Source organism: candidate division TA06 bacterium, from assembly GCA_004376575.1.
GTDB lineage: Bacteria > Hydrothermota > DG-26 > E44-bin18 > E44-bin18 > E44-bin18.
In genome coordinates this window covers 14,230-32,712 of sequence record SOJN01000010.1, presented here as the reverse complement: position 1 = coordinate 32,712, position 18,483 = coordinate 14,230, and the positions used below count along the sequence as shown (strand labels likewise).

Sequence of the window (18,483 nt, the reverse complement as noted above, 5' to 3'; positions counted from 1 at the left end):
CATTGGCGTATGAGGCGACACTGGCCCGCGAGCCAATGATTGGTGGACAATCTGTAGATTGTCTGATATAAGTAATCTGCAAAAGGAGGGTTGCTACGGCATTTCAAGGGGAAACGGAAGATTCATTGGGAACTGTAATCGCGGAACACGCCGGGCCACTGCTAAGAGGACTGATGGGCCACGGAGGAATTGGCAGAAAGGAAAGGTATTCATTCTTTGAACGAGTCTTCAGTTATTTCGAGATAACAAGGCCGTTCTTACTGACCATGGCGCCTCCTATTACTGGCGCCGGCGCCATACTGGCAAACGGCAGGATGCCTCATCTGCTTCTGGTTATCCTGGGCTCTGCTGCTGCATGCATAGCAACGGCAGGCATACACACATTCAACGACTGGTGGGACAGGATGAGGGACCTGGACGTATGGCCAGACAGGCCAATACCCACAGCAAGAATTCACTCAGGCCTTGCACTGATATACAGTCTGATCCTTATGGCAATGTCAATTGCAGTTGTGTGGTTTACGTTCAACGCTCTCGCAACGACAGTTCTGTGTATAGCACTTGCCCTTGGCATTGTATACACAATGTTCCTCCGGGACGTCGTGGGATACCTATCGCTCCCCTTTATTATCGCGCTGTTTCCACTAGGGGGTTGGGCTGCCTTCTCTCCAGAGACACTGTTTACCAGTCCGATACCATGGGTTCTTGCTGTGACGGCGATTATCTGGCAGTCCGCTCACATAATGGTCCACTCACCTTCTCATCCAATAAGAACCAAGGATGGAGGACTGATAACTGAGAAGAAGGCATTTTTCTTCTACCCCACACCCGTTGCAGCGGCATGGATGGGTTTCTGGTTCACGCTCGTCATGTTCGTAGTATCGGCGGCTCTCTTCTTTATGGTCGACCTTGGCTGGCTCTATCTGGTCATAGCTCTTCCCATGGGAGTAGTAGCCCTTCTGTCAACGATTGCCCTGGTGAAAGATCCAACAAACAAGGCAAGGTCAATGGGAGCCTTCAACGTCGCTTCAATGTACCTGATATTTGTGTTCGGGGCGATCGTAGTTGATATTTTCTTAAGGAAGTCTCTCCAGGATTACATTGTTGGGGCTTCCAATCTCCTTGGCGCTCTTGGAAGCTTCTTTCTATATCATGTGCAAGGGACTTCCCTCCTGTTGTACATCGCAGGAGCTGTCGTGTCAGTGGCTGTTACTGCCTTTGCGGTTCTTTCCCTGTCAAAGCTTCTGTTAAAGACAATGCGCAACTAAAGTACGAAGTTCGAGGAGCAAAGTACAAAGAGGAGGCAGTTGCCTGTCTCCTCGTACTTCGACCTTTGTACTTCGTTCCTTGTACTTCCCGAAGCGTCAGCGGAGGGTCAACCGCCTATCTGCGCCATGGGCGTCTCCGTCCGCCGACACGAACCCAACGGTAAGTGGCCTTCCGGCTTGGCACGGAGCGCATCAAGTATCACCATCTTCACTTCATCTCTGGCATTGGTCGTCCTGAGCGCCGTCTTGATGTCAAACTCGATCTCAGAAAAAAGACAGGGTCTAAGCCTACCTTCAGCAGTGACTCTCAACCTATTGCACATTTCACAAGAAGGTTCCGTAACGGACGATATGAAACCTACCTTACCCACCATCCCTGGAAATCGGTAGTCGAGAGATGGACCGCCCCCGTCGGCCTTCACCTGTTCAATATCACCGTATCTCCTCTTGAATCTCTCGAGGATCTCTCGGGACGGCATTAGTCTGTCTATGTTCCAATCGGCAAGTCCAGCGGGCATGAACTCTATGAACCTTACGGTAAGGGGCCTGAATTCAGCCATGCGGACAAAGGAATCTATCTCATCATCATTCAAACCTTTGATCAAAACGACGTTGACCTTCACAGAATCGAACCCAAGGCGCAGGGCAACCTCGATGCCGTTCAGGACCTTTTTATGCGCCTTCGAGCCCGTGATCCTCTCATACTTTGCCTCATCAAGAGTATCGAGGCTAATATTCACTCTTGTGACCCCTGCCCGCAACAGCTCTCCTGCAAGGTCAGGGAGGAGAATACCATTTGTCGTCAAGCAAAGGTCAAGCGGCCTGTCGAGTGCTCTTATCTGCTCTACGAAAGAAACGAAATCTCTTCTCAGCAGAGGTTCACCACCGGTTAAGCGGACCCTCTTGATACCCATTGATGCAGTAATGTCGATAAGCGTCACCATTTCCTCATAGGAGAGAATCTCGCCCCTCCTCTGCCATTCGATATGTCCGGGAGAACAATATGTGCAACTCAAGTTGCATCTGTCTGTGACGGAGAGTCTGAGGTAATCGACCTTTCTTCCGCAGTAGTCTATGAGCATCGTCTTCCTTTCTCTCTGGCTAGCAGTTCAAGGACCATACCCAGAGTATCAGGAGTATTGACATTAACAAAAGAAACCAGCTTTTTGTCATACCTCTTCAGTTCATCTTCTTCAACTACTTTTGTCTTCACATTATTCAAAAACGAAACAACCCTCAGATTCCCGGAAACAAATTGGTCCTCGATAGCGTCCAAACAAGCGACATCATACACCGCACAAAGAGGTTCAAATCCCATGGCAGTCCGGGGCACAGCGGCATCGAACCCCTGGCTCTGCTCCACAATATGGTTGACCAGCCTGCTCTGCACAAGCGGCAAATCGCAAGCCAGAAAGAACGCCTTCCCGTTTCTGAGATACCTCAGCCCTGAATAGATGCCCGAGAGTGGACAGCACTCTTCTCTCACGTCATCCAGGACTTCGAAGTCCAAACCCTTGAACAGACTGCTGTCTTTTGTCAGTACTCGAACTTTATCGAAGAGATCGGACATCCTTCTAAACAGTATCTCAAGCAGAGTCTCGTCGCCAACCCTGTAGAGAGCCTTATTGGACCCAAACCTTTTGCTTTCTCCGCCAGCCAGTACGAATGCTTCCACTCTCCACTCCTTGCACCTCCAAACCCCATCGAAATTCCCATCTCTCCCTGCCTACCTTCGAAATTCCGAAATTCTTCACCTTCCGCCGTCCTTCGTTTTTCACTCTCCTCCGTCGGCATATGCCGACGAAGGACGAAATATGCCTCATGCCCTCTCCGATGGCGTGGCCCTATTTCGTTCGTTCTTCGTACCTCATGTTAGTTCGTTATCCTATCCGCGTGAGTGTAGACGGTTATTCTGTTTCCCCGGACATATCCCACAACTGTCACACCCAGCTTGTCTGCAATGCGGATAGCCAGATCTGTGGGCGAGGTCATGGAGGCGATAACTGGAATTCTGGACCTCGCACATTTGGCGACCATTTCAGAGGATATCCTTCCTGTGGTCAGGAGGAAACCTTCTGACATGTCAATGCCCTTTAAGGAACATTGCCCAACTATCTTGTCGATCGTGTTGTGCCTGCCAATGTCCTCACTCATGGAGATGACCTCTGAGCCTTTGACCAGTGCAGAACAGTGAACGCCTCCACACGCGTTGTGGAGATCCGCTGCCTTGAGCATCTCTCTGGTCATCGTCTTGATCTTCTCCGTTGAGACAGAGAGGTCAGAGTTCACCTTTCCTATCATGTCATACCCGCCAAAGCTCATACCCCTGCTACAACCTGACGTTCTTATGACATCTCCCTTGTCGAGGAGTCTGGAAAGGACCTTTGACCGGTTCTTTGCCTCCACCCTTACTTCTTTGCTTTCAGCATCAATCGATGCAGTCTCATATTCAGAGAGCGTCTCAAGCAACCCCTCGGAAAGAAGGAAGCCAACCGCCAGTTCGATCAACTGATTCGGCGACGCCTGAAGAGTGACGAGTCTTGTCCCACAAAGATAGATATCGATTGATGACTCTCTCGGGACCATATCTGTTCGAGTTGCAGGTTCGCCCTTTTCATACCGGATAGTCTTGAACTCAGAAGAGTCTTTTATCATTGGCCCTTCAACCTCGAACTTTCCTGGCCATGTCTTTCTCCCTATCCGAGAGGCTTGTAGCCTTCACGTATGGCCACATCATTTAGATAAGATGTCACCCAGTTCTCCACCTCAAAGAACGTCTCCCTTCCCAGGGCTCTCTCATCTGTCGTCCTCACCGACTTCTTGCACACATCACACACATCGACCCTGTGTCCCCTGTCCGCTTCAGGAAAGAAGTACTTCATGGTGGACTGATCTGTATTTCCACAGTTCACGCAGGTGAGCCTCGGAAAGCGCCATTGAGTTGCGCAAAATCCGCAATACAAAAATCTAGCACCGTCATCCTTTCTCATCTTCGCAACCACGGGATATCTTCCGCAAACTGGACACGTCCCTTTTTGCCAGAGAGATAGGTCGACTTTTTTGGAAACATCCGAAGAGATCTTTGCCATGAAGGGCATGGCCGCACTTTCCAGCGCAAATTGAAGGGTAGCCTTCTTTGTATGTGTCTTTGTCGGTAGGCCTTTCAAGTAGCCCGATTTCCCTGAAACCATGCCGCTAATGAAGCCGGCGAATTTATCGCTGTTAAGTTCCTCAAGTCTTGAAAATTGCTTGAGCCTTTTTCCTACCATCCACCTTTTGTTGATCTCGCCTTCAATCCTCTTGAGTGTCTCCAGGTATTCGCGCCTGGGGATGGAAATCTCTCGTGGCTTTACCAGCCTCTGAGAGTTTTTCAAGCGTTCCTGAAGCGCGGCAATGCTGACGCGGAATGATACCCTGGAATTCTTGTACGTCCTGTTCTGGACCTTCAGTACCGAATGGAAGAAATCGAATACATCAGCGTTCTCCCCGGTCTTCTCCTTGTATATTTCCAGTTCAGATCTCACCTTGGTGGCGCTGCTGAGAGCCATCTAATCCTCCGAGAAAAGCCTGAGCATCAAGCATAATACTGATGCCCAGGCGGTTCGCAACACAAAACTCCATCCAGTGCCCGTTAGGCGGATGCCTTTTCCTTCTTGGCCCCTCTCTTCCTCAGCCAGCCTATTGCCATGCCAACTAGCGCGGCAGAGATCTTGGAGCTTCCGAGCATCGGCCCCAGGAGCTCGTGAAGATAGCCGACATCCTCAGGAATCTTCGGATTCTTGGGCAGATCATACTTGTCGACGCCTTCGGGAAGAACGTATATCGAATGGAGACCTTTCATCTCCTTTTTCCCGTAGATGTACGGTTTCTTCCCCATGTTCTTAAGCTCCTTGACCCTGGCTTCAGCCTTGACCATCATCGCTTTTCTCGTCCCGTAGCTGACCGCACCTGTGGGACAGGCCTTGGCGCACGCTGGCACGAGCCCGCTCACAACCCTGTCGTTGCACATTGTGCATTTCTTGGATTTGGGCTCATCCATTGCCTCGTCTACGTGCGGAATGCCAAAAGGACATCCTATCATGCACGCGCCGCAGCCAATGCACCGGCTGTGGTCGATGTACACAAAGCCCCACTTCTCATCGCGCGTGGCCGCCTTGGGTGAGACGGGACAAACGGTCACACAGCCGGGGTCCTCGCAGTGCATGCACTGAACCTTCCTGAAACGCCACTCCAGTTTGTCTCCGACATACTCCTCTTTGAAGAACTTGACCAGAGTCCAGGTCTTTGGGGAAAGATCGCCGGGGTTCTGATAGCCGGGTCCACTGAAGAAGGTGGTCCGCTCTGCAGGAAGACCATTCCACTGCTTGCAGGCCACCTGGCAAGCTCTGCAGGCCATACATTTGCTTGGATCTATGTACAAAGCCATATCGGCCATTTTAGTCTACCTCCCTTTATCAAGCCCTTTTGATGTCACAAAGGAATGCCTTGTACTCAGGGATCATGGTGTTTCCATCACCCACATGCGGTGTAAGGTCATTTGCAGTAGCACCGCAGCAGATCCCTTCATAACCATAGTGCCAGGGCATCCCTATCTCCTCGACCATCTTCCCGTTCAGTTTGAAAGGCTTGAACCTGTCTGTGACCAGCGCATAGGCAGTTATTTCGCCACGTGCCGTGATGACCTTGACCATACTTCCGTTCTTTACTCCCTTTGCCTTGGCAAGAGATTTACTCATTTCGATAAACATATCCGGCATGAGCTCCGTAAGCCAAGGAAGGTTTCTGGTCATCGCTCCAGCCTGCCAGTGCTCGGTCACCCTGTAGGTAGTCGCGACTATCGGATAGTCCTTGGATGTACCCACGCAATCCATCGCACAACCCCAGACCACTATCACCGGACTGTTCTGAGTGCCGGACAGAAGATTCTTGACCGGACTCTCAAGCGGCTCATAGTGCTCAGGGAAGGGCCCATCCTTGAGACCCATTCCAAACAGCCTCGCATAGCCTTCTGGCTTCATTATGAATGCTCCAACACCCTTCTCCGGTGGAACCGTCTTCCCGTAATCAGGAACGTCGCCGACCCACCTGGTCCCGTCCCACTTTATGACCGGGTGTCTGGAGTCCCACGGCTTACCCTTGAGGTCGCAGGAGGCCCTGTTGTAAATGATCCGTCTGTTCACGGGCCAGCACCAGGACCAGTTAGGATAGAGGCCGATGCCAGTCGGATCCTCCTTGCCTCTGCGAGCCATCATGTTTATACCCTCATTGTAACTGCCCGAGTATAGCCAATTGCCACTAGAGGTCGTCCCATCACTCTTGAGCTTGGTGAAGTTCGCCAAAAGTTTCCCTGTCTTCAAGTCATAGCCGTTTATTTCCTTTGCGACCATGTGAGGATCTGGATGTTCACCGTAGTTCCAGGCGCAGTCGAGGATAGGATCCGGGTACTTGCCTCCCTTTTTCTTGTAGAGGTTCTTCAGTCTGGTGAAGACCCCGCTCAGAATGTAGAGGTCGTCTTTTGCATCGCCGGGCGGGTTTACGGCCTTGTAGCGCCACTGTCCCCATCTACCGGAGTTTGTAATAGAACCTTCTTTTTCAACTGAAGAAGCAGCAGGCAATAGGAACACCTCGGTCTTTATCTTCTTGGCATTGGCTTCTGGCCCTTTCCAGAAACTGGCAGTCTCAGTAGACCAGAGATCGGCAGCCACAAGCCAATCCAGGTTCTCCATTGCCTTCTTTTCCATCCTAGCATTGGGCCCAGAAACCGCCGGGTTCTGCCCGAGTATGAAGAGCCCTTTGATCCCGCCCTCATACATCTTTTCGAACATAGCGATGTGAGAATAGTTCCCCTCTATTTTGGGCAGGTATGCATAGGCGAAATCGTTAGCCTTCGTTGCAGCTTTTCCAAAGAAAGCCTTGAGCAAACTGACCGTGAACTTCGGAAGGTTCTTCCAGTAGTTCACACTCCTTGCATCTTTGGACTTCGGTGTCCACTTCTCCAAATAGGCTTTCAGGCTGACATTGTCTGCCCTCGGGGTCTTGAGATACCCCGGAATTATGTGGAACAACAGGCAGTGGTCGGTCGAGCCCTGAACATTAGATTCGCCTCTCAAAGCGTTGATTCCACCGCCGGCAAGTCCGATGTTTCCCAGGAGGAGTTGTAGGAGTGCGTAGCTGCGTACGTTCTGGGTGCCGTGTGTATGCTGAGTTGTTCCCATGGCATACATTATGGTTCCAACTTTTCCCTTCTTACCCGTGTCACAGTATGCCTTCGCCACCTTCAGGAAAACATCCTTCGGGCATCCCGCTACCTTGCTGACCATCTCTGGAGTGTAGCGAGAGTAGTGCTTCTTCATGAGATTGAAAACACAGTTCTTGTCCTTCAAACCTGGGTCTCGCTTGGGTATGCCCTTAGCGTCCTTTTGATACTGCCACGAGGACTTGTCATAAGCTCTCTTACCACGGCTGAAGCCACTGAAGAGCCCGTCGTTGAGCTTGTAACCGGAGTTGATCAGGTGCGCTCCATTCGTGTAGTTGACGACGTACTCTTTGTTGTAGAGCTTATTGGAAAAACAGTAATTGATAATGCCACCGATAAAAGCGATGTCAGTACCAGAACGAATCGGTGCATAGATATGAGCCTTTGAAGAGGTTCGTGTGAACCTGGGGTCCACACTTATCAGAGTCGCTCCCTTGTCTATCGCCTTGGTGACCCATTTGAACGAAATCGGATGGTTCTCGGCGGCATTGCTGCCGATTATCATGATGCAATCCGAATTACGAATATCGATCCAGTGGTTAGTCATTGCCCCTCTACCGAAACTTTCCGCCAAACTGGCGACGGTAGAAGAGTGTCATATGCGGGCTTGGTGTTCTAAGTACACAACACCAAGTGTTCTGGCGAATTTGGAGTAGAGATAACACTCTTCGTTGTCCAGAGCAGCTCCGCCAAGGCAGGCTGTACCTTCGTTCCTGTTGACCACTCTGCCCTTCTTATCTTTGGTCACGAAGGTGTCGTCTCTGGTCTTCTTCATGTTGGCGGCAATCTTGTCCAGGGCCCAATCCCAAGTCTTTGTTTCCCATTTATTGGAGTACGGCGCCCTGTACATCACTTTTCTAAGGCGCTTTTCGTTGTTGGCCACCTGGAAAAGAGCACTCCCCTTGGAACAAAGGCTTCCCTCATTGATGGGATGCTCGGGGTCACCTTCGAGGTTGATTATCTTGCCTCCACTGGCATGAGCAATTAGACCACAACCAACTGCGCAATATGGACAGATGGATGTGGTCTCCCTCGCGTACTTTATTTTCAGCTCAGCCGGGCCTTTTGCATACGCGCGCTTTTTCAAAAAGCCCAGGTTGGCGACTGTAGCGGCTGCGAGTGTTCCGCCAGTCAACTTTAAGAAACTCCTTCTTGTAACCTTCATAAGCGTACCCCCCACTTTTCGTTCATACTCTTGTGCCTTTAAGTCGCGAAAAAACTCAGGCCTTACCACCTCCCTTTCCTTTCTTGATTCTCAATTTGATTTCAATCGGCTCCCCCACTCCTCTCAAAGTGGAAACTATAGCAATCACTGTTTCAGAAATCACCGACTTCACGAAGCCTTTCATTTCGACAGGTGAACCATCCACCTCTAGTTCAACCTCTGCTTCCAACTCATTCTTCCCCATTATCGCTGCCTCCAGAAAATCCACAACCTCTTTTGCCTTTTCAGACCCAAACGTGGGCAAATCTATAGCAACCGCCTCATCTGAAATTACAGCCAAAAGATCCGGATCAGAACCACACACAAGAGGACCACCTAGCTCAGATCTGAAGACCTCGATCTTCTGGATGGGCTCAGCCTTAAAGCCCTCTGCCACAACAATATCAGCCTTTGAGGCGAGTTCCTTTACCAGTTCAGAGAGTGTATTGCCCCTTCTCTCTATTGTGGCTGTTCTCTCTGGTGAAACTAGAACCACAACCTCTGCGCCAGCCTCTGAAACCCTGCCAGAATCTTTTTCCCGGTGGTTGAGACTGAATCCCTTGTGGCAGTGCTTCACATAGGCCACCCTGAGGCCCCGTGACCTGAGCTCAGGAATCAGACTTTCAATGAACTTTGTCTTCCCGCTCCCTGACCTGCCTACTATGGCAAAAACAGGTACCGGCATCTCAATTGTCGGCACCCATTCTCTTACAGAATGGCAAGACGAGATTTACTAGAAGACAGGACGGAACATCGAGAGCAAACATTAGCAACGTATGCCAATACAAAAAAGGATTGTGAAAATAATCACGAAATATGCGCTATTCTATACATCGGCACGGTCTGCTGTCAAGCATTTTGTCAAGAAAAAATGACATGGCCCGCAGGAGAAGCAAGTTCTTAATTCACATACACTTACCCTATGGTTTCTCATTCTTGCTGGTGAACTCGGCCAGATCCAGAATCATCCCATCTCTGGCAGCAACCACCTTAACTCCAGTCTCTCTAGACATCTCCTCGGCCAGAACCCACGGTTTAGCTTTTATCACAGTCATCCCGAAATGGGTCAGGACGGCCAGCCCTGGCTTGACCTTTGATATGATCGCTTTTGCATCATCCAGGCACAGATGGTCTAAGTTGCTCGGCTTTGCCCTGACGACGTTCAGAATGAGGACATCTCCATTGTAAACCTCTGCCAGCTTTTCAAAGTAGCGCGAATCTGAAACATAAGAGAGGGTTAAGTCTTCCAGCCTGAAGTTAATCCCATATGTTTCCAGGCCATGGATGTGTTTGATTGGGGTTTCAAGTTCGACATTTCCAACCTGATAGGTCCCCCCTTCCACCATCACCTGAAAGCCATTGACATACTCTCTCAGGTAATCGAGAACCAGACCTGGCTCTTCCATGGCCTGCCTGGGAAGAAGGACCTGACCTTTCTTCTTGAATCCCCCTTCTGTCATGGCTTCAATCACCACATTCAAATCCGCAGAGTGGTCAAGATGCGCGTGCGAGAGGACTATGGCATCCAGATTCCGCGGGTCCAGTTTTTCCTTTTTCGTCCTCATCTTCACAAGTGAGCCGGGCCCGGGATCAACCAGAAGTGTTGTCCCGTCCAGTTCCATCCACATGCCGCCAGAAGCACGAATCTGTTGGAAAACCACAAACCGCGCACCCCCGGTTCCGAGGAATATGACGCGATTCACAGTGCTCCTTCCAGTTTCAGAAGGAACCTCTTCCACCTCAGGCCCCCTGCAAATCCCCCCAGTGATCCATCGGATGAGATGACTCTGTGGCAGGGAACAATTATTGGCAGCGGGTTGGCTGCGACAGCGCCAGCAACAGCCCTCCAAGAACTCGGCTCTCCGCAGAGCCCGGCAAGGTTTTTGTAACTCACTGTGGTTCCGTATTCTACATCCATTAGTTCGGTCCACACTTTAAGTCTGAATGGAGTGGCCTCCCTCATGTCCAGAGGGACCCTGAATTGAACTTTCTCGCCCCCAAAGTAGCGCTCAAGCTCTCTTTTTGCTCGACTAAGGAGATTGCTTTTGCCAATGTCGCTCTTAGTTCTTTCACCCAGCATGATCCTGCTCACCCCTGATCTCGTGGCGTAAATTCCCACTCTACCTGCCGGTGTCACAACCACTGCGCGAGCTATCTCAACGTTTTTCATCGATACCTCCCCCCTCGAAACCAGAAATTAGGAAATTCAGAAACTAAGAAATTAATGCTTGGCGATCTGTGGTCCGGGTTTCAATTTCTCAGTTTCCAATTTCTCAATTTCCAGAAGTATCTTAGTGTAGTTCTTCGTGTATTCTGGATGCGAGTTCTGGACCGACGAGTCTCACCCTGCTGATCTCTTCAATGGTTGCAGACCTGATCCTGTCTACGCTACCAAAGTAGCGGAGAAGCTCCCTTTTTCTCTTCTGACCAAGACCGCGGATGTCGTCCAGAAGCGATTCGGAAATCTTCTTACCTCTTAGCTTCCTGTGATATGTGATGGCAAACCTGTGTGCCTCATCCCTCACCCTTTGAAGGAGATGCAGCGCGCTCGAGCCTCTGGGAAGCATGAGTGTGCCTCCACGTGGAAGGTGGAGTTCATCCATCCTCTTGGCCAACCCAAACACGGGAACACCTCTGAAATACTGCCTAATCGTCTTCCTGGCGCTGTTGAGCTGCCCTACCCCACCATCAATGAGTACAAGGTCGGGTGGCCCCTTCCCTTCAGCTTTTAGCTTCTTGAATCTTCTACCCACGATCTCGCTCATCATTGCAAAATCATCTTGACCCCTGACCGTCTTTATCTTGAATCTCCTGTACGCGTCTTTTCTCGCCCTGCCGTTCTCAAAAACTACAAGGGAACCTACGCTCGCTTCACCCCCGATGTTTGAGATGTCATATGCCTCGATCCGTCTGGGTGAAGACTTCAGTCTGAGCGCTTTGACAAGGCCCGAAAGGGAGGCAGGAATTGGCTTCTCTCCCCTTTCCGAGATCTCTTTTGCGAGCAAATATGTAGCATTCACTTTTGCGAGTTCAAGGACGCGCACCTTTTCACCGCGCCTTGGCACGACCATCTTGACCTTGCTTTCTTTTTTCTGTGACATCCACGATTCAAACAGTCCTGAGTCATCGAACTTAGCCGGAACTACTATCTCTTTGGGAATGAAAAAGGCGTTTTTGTAATACTGCCCCAGAAAAGCGCGAATCAACTCGGCATCTTCTGTTTTGGCACTGGAATCGAGAAGGTAATTCTCTCTGGAGATGAGCTTGCCATCTCTAATCTGCAATAGAACTATGCAGCTTGTAGCCCTCTGTCTGGCCAGACCTATCACGTCCCTGTCAGTCGTGTCTTGGAAGACAACCCTCTGTTTTCGTATAGTCTCCCTGACCGCTAATAGTTGATCTCTCAACCTTCCAGCGGTTTCGAAATCCATCTTGTCTGAAGCCTTCTGCATCTTCCTCTCCAGCTCGGCCTCAACCAGCGCATCTTTTCCAGCAAGGAAGTTAACCATCTGATCCACCATGTGCCGGTAGTCTACCTTGCCTATCTTGCCAGCGCACGGCCCGTAGCATCTCTTTATCTGATAGTCGAGACAGAGAATCTTGGGAAGCTTCCCCTTGCAGGTTCTCAAAGGGAAAATCCTTGTCACTGCCCGCAATGCTTTTCTCATCTTCTTTGCATTGGTGTAAGGGCCGAATAGTATTGAGCCATCTCTCCTCAGATCCCGGGTAGGAAAGACTCTTGGGTACTCCTCATTGATAGTAATCTTGATATAAGGATACTTCTTGTCGTCCTTCAATCTTACATTGTACCTGGGCAGATGGAGTTTGATGAGATTCGCTTCCAAAATGAGCGCCTCTATGTCTGATTCGGTGACTATGTATTCAAAATCGCTCAGTTTCGAATATAGGACGGCAAGGCGGGGATGCTCGGCGGGCGCTCTCGCAATATGGGATGTGAGTCTGTTCTTCAGTTTGCTGGCTTTGCCCACATACAGGACTTTGCCTGTTTCGTCCTTCAGGAGATAGGCTCCGGGCTTCTGCGGCACTTGCGCCAGTTTCTTCTTGAGAGGATCTTGGGCCGGTGTCATATCATCCATCACTGTACACACCAACTAGCCCCCATTCAAGCCATTTTCTGCACACCGCCAAATGCTAGCTCTTGGCTATCGGCATTTACCCAAAATTGTAAAATTGGGGGCTGTCCCAACTCACCACACTTTCCCTCACCACTCCCCGCTCAATCCCTCCTCCCACGCGCCCATCCCCGGTTCAATATGGTTCAATATTGAGCAATCTTCTGCGGTTCCAAAATCTTTCTTGTGATGTGTCTATTTATCCTTCGCTGTTACATGTAAAATTGGGGGGCTGTCCCCGGACCTGTAGTGCAGGCTTGACAAACGGTAGTAGTTGGAATTATACTCTAGAAAAAGACAAGGAGGATTTATGTTCGGCGGCAAACCTGAACAGCAGCCCAAGGGCAAGCAAATGCAGGTGGAACTTCCAAAGGAAGTGAGCGAGGGCATCTATTCAAATCTGGTGCTAATAGCACACTCTGCCTCTGAGTTTATCATAGACTTTGCAAGAGTTCTTCCTGGAGCACCGAAAGCAAAGGTCTTTTCAAGAATTGTGATGACGCCGCAACATGCAAAGCTTTTGAGGAAGGCTCTCGAGGACAACATCAAGAAGTTCGAGTCGAATTTCGGAGAGATAAAGATAACTGGCATGCCCGAACGGGGAATAGGATTCAAGACACCCCCTGAGACGACTTGATGGTATCCTGAGACAAATTTCCAAGCTGCAAATCCCAATTTCCAAACAAATCACAAGCTCCAAATTCGAATCACCAAACACGTTCCGGGCACGAGCAAAGAAAGGCGGCTCATTTTGATCTCTCGATTATCGAAGAGAAGATTTTCCTGAGCTCTACAGATTCGTTCAAGAGCAGCTCGATTTTGCCTCCGAAGCCCGGGTTAGCCTCCTTGAGAAGTTCGAGCCAGTAGCCTGTCTCTTTCGCCTCTTTGCGACAGATCTTCATCCTATATACAAAATCCTTCTTGCTCAAGGCGTCATTCGCCTCACGGTAGTTCGCACCAACAGAACCTGAAGACCTTACGACCTGGCCTACCAACTCGAGGCTTATCGTGTTCTTGGGAACCTTCTTGCATAGTGCTATCACCTTCTTGGCGAATTTCAAGGTTCTCTCTTCAAGATCGTATCGTTTTGAACTTCTGCTATCGATGATTGTCTTCCGTTTTTGATTTCGTTTTCTTGTTTGGAATTTCAGTCATTAGCCATTGTGATTTGTTTGTAATTTGGTGCTTGATCATTGCGATTTGCCTTCCAATGCGTGGCTGTATCTGCTCAGTACAAGCTCGTCCTTCTCCCTTTCTGCCATCCACTTAAGCGTTTCGGTGTCTCCAAGCAAGGACAGAGCATCCACCGCAAAGATTCTCACTGTTCTACCCTCGTCCGTCAGGTAGGGCTTTATCGCTCTTCCTGCTTTCCTCTTCTGCGAACTGTCACCCTTTTTGGCTATGCGAGAAATTGCCCTTATCTTGCTTGGTAAGGATATCTTGTTCCCTTTTTTCAAGTGATAGATGAGACGCGAAAGGGAAGTCTCGCCCATCCCCACCAGCGCATTTTCTACTGCGCTCCTGACTGTGAACTGTTCATCGTCCAGTGCAGCCACGAGAGCAGGTATCGTCCCTTTGTCTTTGAGCCGTGAAAGAGCGACAGCAGCAGATATCCTGGTGGGTTCATCCTCGCTCTTGAGATATCCTGCTATCTTCGGAGCCACCCTCTTCTCTCCTATCCTTCCCAGCGCAGAGATTGCTGACCTCTTTTTGTTTCCCGGCCTCTCTATTTGGTCAAGGAGCGGATCTATCGCAGGCTTCCACTTCAAGGCCCCAAGAAGATAAATGGCATTCACCCTTGCCCAGAACCGCTCGTCGTCCAGGACATCCATCAGATAGAGGGCCATAGAGTCTGGAAATGAATCCGCAAGCTCCTGAATGGCTCTGATTGCCAATCCACTTCTCGTGTCTATCTCATTCTCAATGACATACCTTACTGACTCCATTCCTCTTTTGATAAGCTCTTTTCTGCCGGCCCTAACCCTGTCCTTGGCCTCTCTCACCTCCCACATAGAGGCCTCTTCGAAGACCTCCTCAATTGTCATGTCCTCGAGGTCGGGCACAGGCTGCATCTCAAATTCTGGTTCCTCTGGAGTCGAATCTGAGTGAACATCGATACCGACGCCGTAGGTTCCCTGGGTCCATATTCTATCGTCATCTCCCGGACTCATCTCCGGGTAGGAGTCCTTTTGCATCAAATCGAGAAAGATTCCCGCGCTTCCGAATCCACGAGCCCACGTCCCGCTCCCCTGTCCTGTGTTCTTCTCCCTCGTCGCGTACGTATCCTTGCCTTGAGAATCAATGAATATGCCTACCGAATTGGTCAGCCCTATTCCCTGTCCACCGCTCATGCAGTACACATCATCACCCTGTTTGTCCAGGAGTACACCTACGGCGAAGTCATGCCCCTCGCCTTGTCCTGGACCATACTTGGAAACGTAATGATCGTCACCTTCTGAATCGATCAGTATTCCCACCGAAAGATGGATCCCGCTTCCCTGTGCATACTGTGCAGCAAGATATCTGTCGTTACCCGACCTGTCAACGATCATGCCAAGGGAATACCAATAACTCGTGGCCTGAGCAAAGACCTCGGCATCGTAGAAGTCATTGCCTTCTGCATCATAAAGAAAGCCAATGCCGCCGGCCGCATAGGGCCTCCATCCCATTCCAAAACCCTGCGCAAACGACTTGTAATCATCAGGAAGCAATGGATGGTGTATATACTTTCCTCCCGCATAGTAGATATCATTGCCCCCGTAATCAGCGATGAGACCGTACCCCCAGACGGAACCAAACCCCTGAGCCCAATTGTACGATCTGTATGTATCATCACCAGACATGTCGACTTGAAGACCAAAGCCAAAGTTACCCGCGCCCTGCACGCAGAAGCCACCCTCGTAAAGGTCATTCCCTTCACCATCGTACATTATCCCTACGCCGTAGATGCCCGTTCCAAAAGAGTAATGTGATGCCCTGTATGTGTCATCACCTTCAAGATCCAAAAGCCCACCCACACCGAATATGCCGGAGCCAATGTTGAAGAGTTTCTCTGAGCTGTAGAGATCATTCCCATTGATGTCAATCACGACTGAGAATGGGTCGTCGAGGATTCCCACTGCACCACCAGCCCTGCAGAAATACCTGTCGTCCCCACCAATGTCGATGATAATCGCAAAACCCTCGTGGTAAGTGTTATCACCCGCACCTCCCACGACCACCCTACCCCACCGGGTGAGCTTGGTATAAACAACATCTCCATCAACACCTGGCACCGACCGGCCTCCATGGAGGCGCCTGTACTTGACTGCAGCAGAGGCTAGCTCCGCCTTTGCCTTTTCCAAACCAAGGGCTACAGCCAAGCCCGCGCTTGCCAGCTCACCCATGTTCACTTTTCTCGAAATGGAAAGAAGTGAGTCTGTCCTTAACTCCACTGAAGTATCCACCTCAAACCCAAACTCTCTATGTAGGATACCCACCAGGTAATCATCTGTTGTGTCGTCTTCATCCTCCCAAAGTACAGGCGCATTCATCAGAATCATTGACCTCTCATCTTGAGATAGTTGTGATAGAGCTCTGGATAGGAAGATGTCAGCCTGCTCGAACGATGATAGAATCGCGGTCAGCCCGTGGGCCAATTCTGGCGGGAGCCCAGGAATTGCCTTCTGCTCAAAACTCCCGGAAATATCTTTCATGGAGGGGATCTTCTCCGATAGCCCACAACTCTCTATCTCAAATCTGAGAAGACCCGCCACATTGCCATCCAGGCTCTCCACCTTTGCTGCACAGATGTCTGCGTAGTCGAAACAGTAAAGAGGTTCATTCATTAGAGTATCGACAATCGGAAACCTGAATAGCGAGTCGGTCGCCCACCTTTTCTCAAACCCCAGTTGCTGCTCGTTCATGTTCATCATTTCAAGAGCCCGACCTATGTATGCTCTCTCGTTGTCACTGAGTGATCCATCAAATGCCCATGCTGATGACACAAACAAGAAGCCGCTTACAACCAGCCACAGGAATCTCATCTAAGCCTCCGCTCCTCTCAATGGTTTAATACCAGCCTTTTTCAGTCTCTTCGCTACGTGCGGATACAGGATGAGCGTCTCTTCTTCCAGGGCTTTTGGAAGCCCCCGGTGGATTTCACGTAGCTTCTCCTCAAGTCGCAGCAAGTTCTCTCCACTGCTAAAGGATGACATTACTGCTGGATGGCAGCTCACCCCGTTGGAGATAAGATTGCTAAGTGCATCCAACTGAAGGCCAAACGCTTCTCTTCTGGCCCCGGTGAGAGTGTGGAATTCATCAGCGGTTGTACCCTTCAAGGAAACTCTGACATGGAGGCAGTCAAATGTTGAAAGGCTCTTCGCGAAACCCTCATCCACGTGGAGACCGTTCGTTTCAAGAATGAAACGAAATCCAGAACCCTCAACAAGCTCCAGGAGTGTGATCAGGTGTTCAGTTGCCAACGTGGGTTCGTTCCCGCTCACCCGCATCTGCGAGAAGCCACGTCTTCGGGCGCTAGAGGCAAGCCTTTCATATACTTCTTCTGGCGCATGAAAATGTCCCATCTTTTCTGGATTATCTCTCGGCTTATCTGACCAACAGAAGACACATTTAAGCGAGCACCCAAGACAGTCGGCAGTCGCAATTCCCCCGTACCACATGCCGGTCCTTCCGAGCCTGTAGTATTTCCTTTCTAACCCTCTGGCAACAGATGGCCGAATGTGTTCAGCCAGCTCAAGTGGGTCATACCCTTCGCTTTGCAACTGTCACCAGCCATTCATCACCCGGCATATACCGGGTCGATTTGAAATCTCCAAACTCCTGCTCTACCTGGAAGCCGTACCTCTGGAGAACATCTCCCATCGTTTCTCTTGAAACAGTATTGACCACTGAAGTGACGCAACGTTCCTCCACAAAAAGATTCTCCCGATCGTATGTGTGATTCAAACTAAAAGACCGCATATCTGTCCTTACGGCTGTACCAACTCCAAGCTGAAGGCAGGTGCTCCCACACCTGCGGGCAAGATCCGTCAAGAATCCGACATCTTCTTTCTTTCCGAAAAGGTCGTAGAACTTCGCCACTCCCTCGTAACTGTCACTCATGCCTGGAATCCTGAGAATGTTTGAATACTCTGAGCCTCCTCAAAGCGTATAGAAGAGGAAGCCCCACAGCATAGCACGCTATGATTTCACCTATGCCAACTGTGATGACAAATACAAAATATCCAGGCATGTTGCCCAGAAGCGCTATTCTTGGCGGTTCAAAGAGCAACTGGAGGTAGGCGCTCACGCCGAATGCATTCAACACAACAGGGGGTAGAGGTGCCAGCCAGGGCTTGCCAGTCTTCCTCAAGAGGTATGTCAACGTAGCCGCGACAAGTGTCAAAAGGGAGCCCACGAAAATGTCCCACGGACCAAGCCCACCAAAGATATTCGCAATCAAACATCCAAGAAAAAGGCCCCAGATTGATGCAGAGGCTACGAAAGGAAGAACTGTCAGTGCTTCACTTAGTCTTACCTGGATCGGACCGTAGCTTATGGGCGCAAGCCATATGGTCAGAACTGCATAGGTCGCGGCGACCACAGCCCCAGTGGAGATGGTTCGAATCGTCATTGTCCTTT

At 50.2% G+C, this 18,483-nt stretch carries 17 protein-coding genes; 2 read left to right on the top strand and 15 right to left on the bottom strand.

The window, feature by feature from the left end:
* Positions 1 to 173 precede the first annotated feature (173 nt).
* The gene (locus tag E3J62_00540; protein TET47720.1) at positions 174 to 1,268 is read left to right on the top strand and encodes a hypothetical protein; all 1,095 of its coding nucleotides are present in this window, start codon (positions 174 to 176) and stop codon (positions 1,266 to 1,268) included.
* Between the two features lie 107 nt (positions 1,269 to 1,375).
* Here E3J62_00540 and moaA read toward each other — a convergent pair whose 3' ends face one another.
* The 10 genes from moaA to uvrC form a co-directional block, all read right to left on the bottom strand.
* On the bottom strand, positions 1,376 to 2,350 hold the full coding sequence (gene moaA, locus E3J62_00535; protein TET47719.1) for a GTP 3',8-cyclase MoaA: 975 nt from the start codon (positions 2,348 to 2,350) through the stop codon (positions 1,376 to 1,378).
* Complete coding sequence (locus E3J62_00530) at positions 2,341 to 2,943, bottom strand: molybdenum cofactor guanylyltransferase (GenBank protein TET47718.1); 603 nt, start codon at positions 2,941 to 2,943, stop codon at positions 2,341 to 2,343. The genes moaA and E3J62_00530 overlap by 10 nt, the downstream gene beginning before the upstream one ends.
* 197 nt (positions 2,944 to 3,140) lie before the next feature.
* On the bottom strand, positions 3,141 to 3,923 hold the full coding sequence (gene fdhD / locus E3J62_00525) for a formate dehydrogenase accessory sulfurtransferase FdhD (protein TET47717.1): 783 nt from the start codon (positions 3,921 to 3,923) through the stop codon (positions 3,141 to 3,143).
* Between the two features lie 41 nt (positions 3,924 to 3,964).
* Positions 3,965 to 4,816, bottom strand: a complete 852-nt coding sequence (gene fdhE / locus E3J62_00520; GenBank protein TET47716.1) for a formate dehydrogenase accessory protein FdhE — start codon at positions 4,814 to 4,816, stop codon at positions 3,965 to 3,967.
* 83 nt (positions 4,817 to 4,899) lie between these two features.
* Complete coding sequence (locus E3J62_00515) at positions 4,900 to 5,703, bottom strand: 4Fe-4S dicluster domain-containing protein (GenBank protein ID TET47715.1); 804 nt, start codon at positions 5,701 to 5,703, stop codon at positions 4,900 to 4,902.
* 19 nt (positions 5,704 to 5,722) lie between these two features.
* Positions 5,723 to 8,689, bottom strand: coding sequence for a formate dehydrogenase-N subunit alpha (gene fdnG, locus E3J62_00510; protein ID TET47714.1), 2,967 nt, complete (start codon positions 8,687 to 8,689; stop codon positions 5,723 to 5,725).
* Positions 8,690 to 8,744: 55 nt separating this feature from the next.
* Positions 8,745 to 9,428, bottom strand: a complete 684-nt coding sequence (gene mobB / locus E3J62_00505) for a molybdopterin-guanine dinucleotide biosynthesis protein B (GenBank protein TET47713.1) — start codon at positions 9,426 to 9,428, stop codon at positions 8,745 to 8,747.
* Positions 9,429 to 9,648: 220 nt separating this feature from the next.
* The gene (locus E3J62_00500) at positions 9,649 to 10,467 is read right to left on the bottom strand and encodes an MBL fold metallo-hydrolase (protein TET47712.1); all 819 of its coding nucleotides are present in this window, start codon (positions 10,465 to 10,467) and stop codon (positions 9,649 to 9,651) included.
* Positions 10,428 to 10,898, bottom strand: a complete 471-nt coding sequence (locus E3J62_00495; GenBank protein ID TET47711.1) for a methylated-DNA--[protein]-cysteine S-methyltransferase — start codon at positions 10,896 to 10,898, stop codon at positions 10,428 to 10,430. Before E3J62_00495 ends, E3J62_00500 begins: the two co-directional genes overlap by 40 nt.
* A gap of 121 nt (positions 10,899 to 11,019) precedes the next feature.
* A complete protein-coding gene (gene uvrC, locus E3J62_00490; GenBank protein ID TET47710.1) occupies positions 11,020 to 12,840 on the bottom strand; it encodes an excinuclease ABC subunit UvrC in 1,821 nt (606 codons plus the stop codon).
* 331 nt (positions 12,841 to 13,171) lie between these two features.
* On the opposite strand from uvrC, the gene E3J62_00485 reads away from it, so the two are divergent.
* Positions 13,172 to 13,498: a DUF3467 domain-containing protein gene (locus E3J62_00485; protein TET47709.1), complete on the top strand. Its 327-nt coding sequence runs from the start codon at positions 13,172 to 13,174 to the stop codon at positions 13,496 to 13,498.
* A gap of 109 nt (positions 13,499 to 13,607) precedes the next feature.
* Here the strand turns inward: E3J62_00485 and E3J62_00480 are convergent, their stop codons facing one another.
* The 5 genes from E3J62_00480 to E3J62_00460 form a co-directional block, all read right to left on the bottom strand.
* Positions 13,608 to 13,970, bottom strand: a complete 363-nt coding sequence (locus tag E3J62_00480; protein ID TET47708.1) for a four helix bundle protein — start codon at positions 13,968 to 13,970, stop codon at positions 13,608 to 13,610.
* A gap of 81 nt (positions 13,971 to 14,051) precedes the next feature.
* Positions 14,052 to 16,886, bottom strand: a complete 2,835-nt coding sequence (locus E3J62_00475; GenBank protein TET47707.1) for a HEAT repeat domain-containing protein — start codon at positions 16,884 to 16,886, stop codon at positions 14,052 to 14,054.
* Entirely contained in the window at positions 16,887 to 17,522 is a 636-nt protein-coding gene (locus E3J62_00470) for a radical SAM protein (GenBank protein TET47752.1), read from the bottom strand.
* A gap of 82 nt (positions 17,523 to 17,604) precedes the next feature.
* Entirely contained in the window at positions 17,605 to 17,964 is a 360-nt protein-coding gene (locus E3J62_00465) for a hypothetical protein (protein ID TET47706.1), read from the bottom strand.
* Positions 17,957 to 18,475: a QueT transporter family protein gene (locus E3J62_00460; protein TET47751.1), complete on the bottom strand. Its 519-nt coding sequence runs from the start codon at positions 18,473 to 18,475 to the stop codon at positions 17,957 to 17,959. Before E3J62_00460 ends, E3J62_00465 begins: the two co-directional genes overlap by 8 nt.
* Positions 18,476 to 18,483 lie beyond the last annotated feature (8 nt).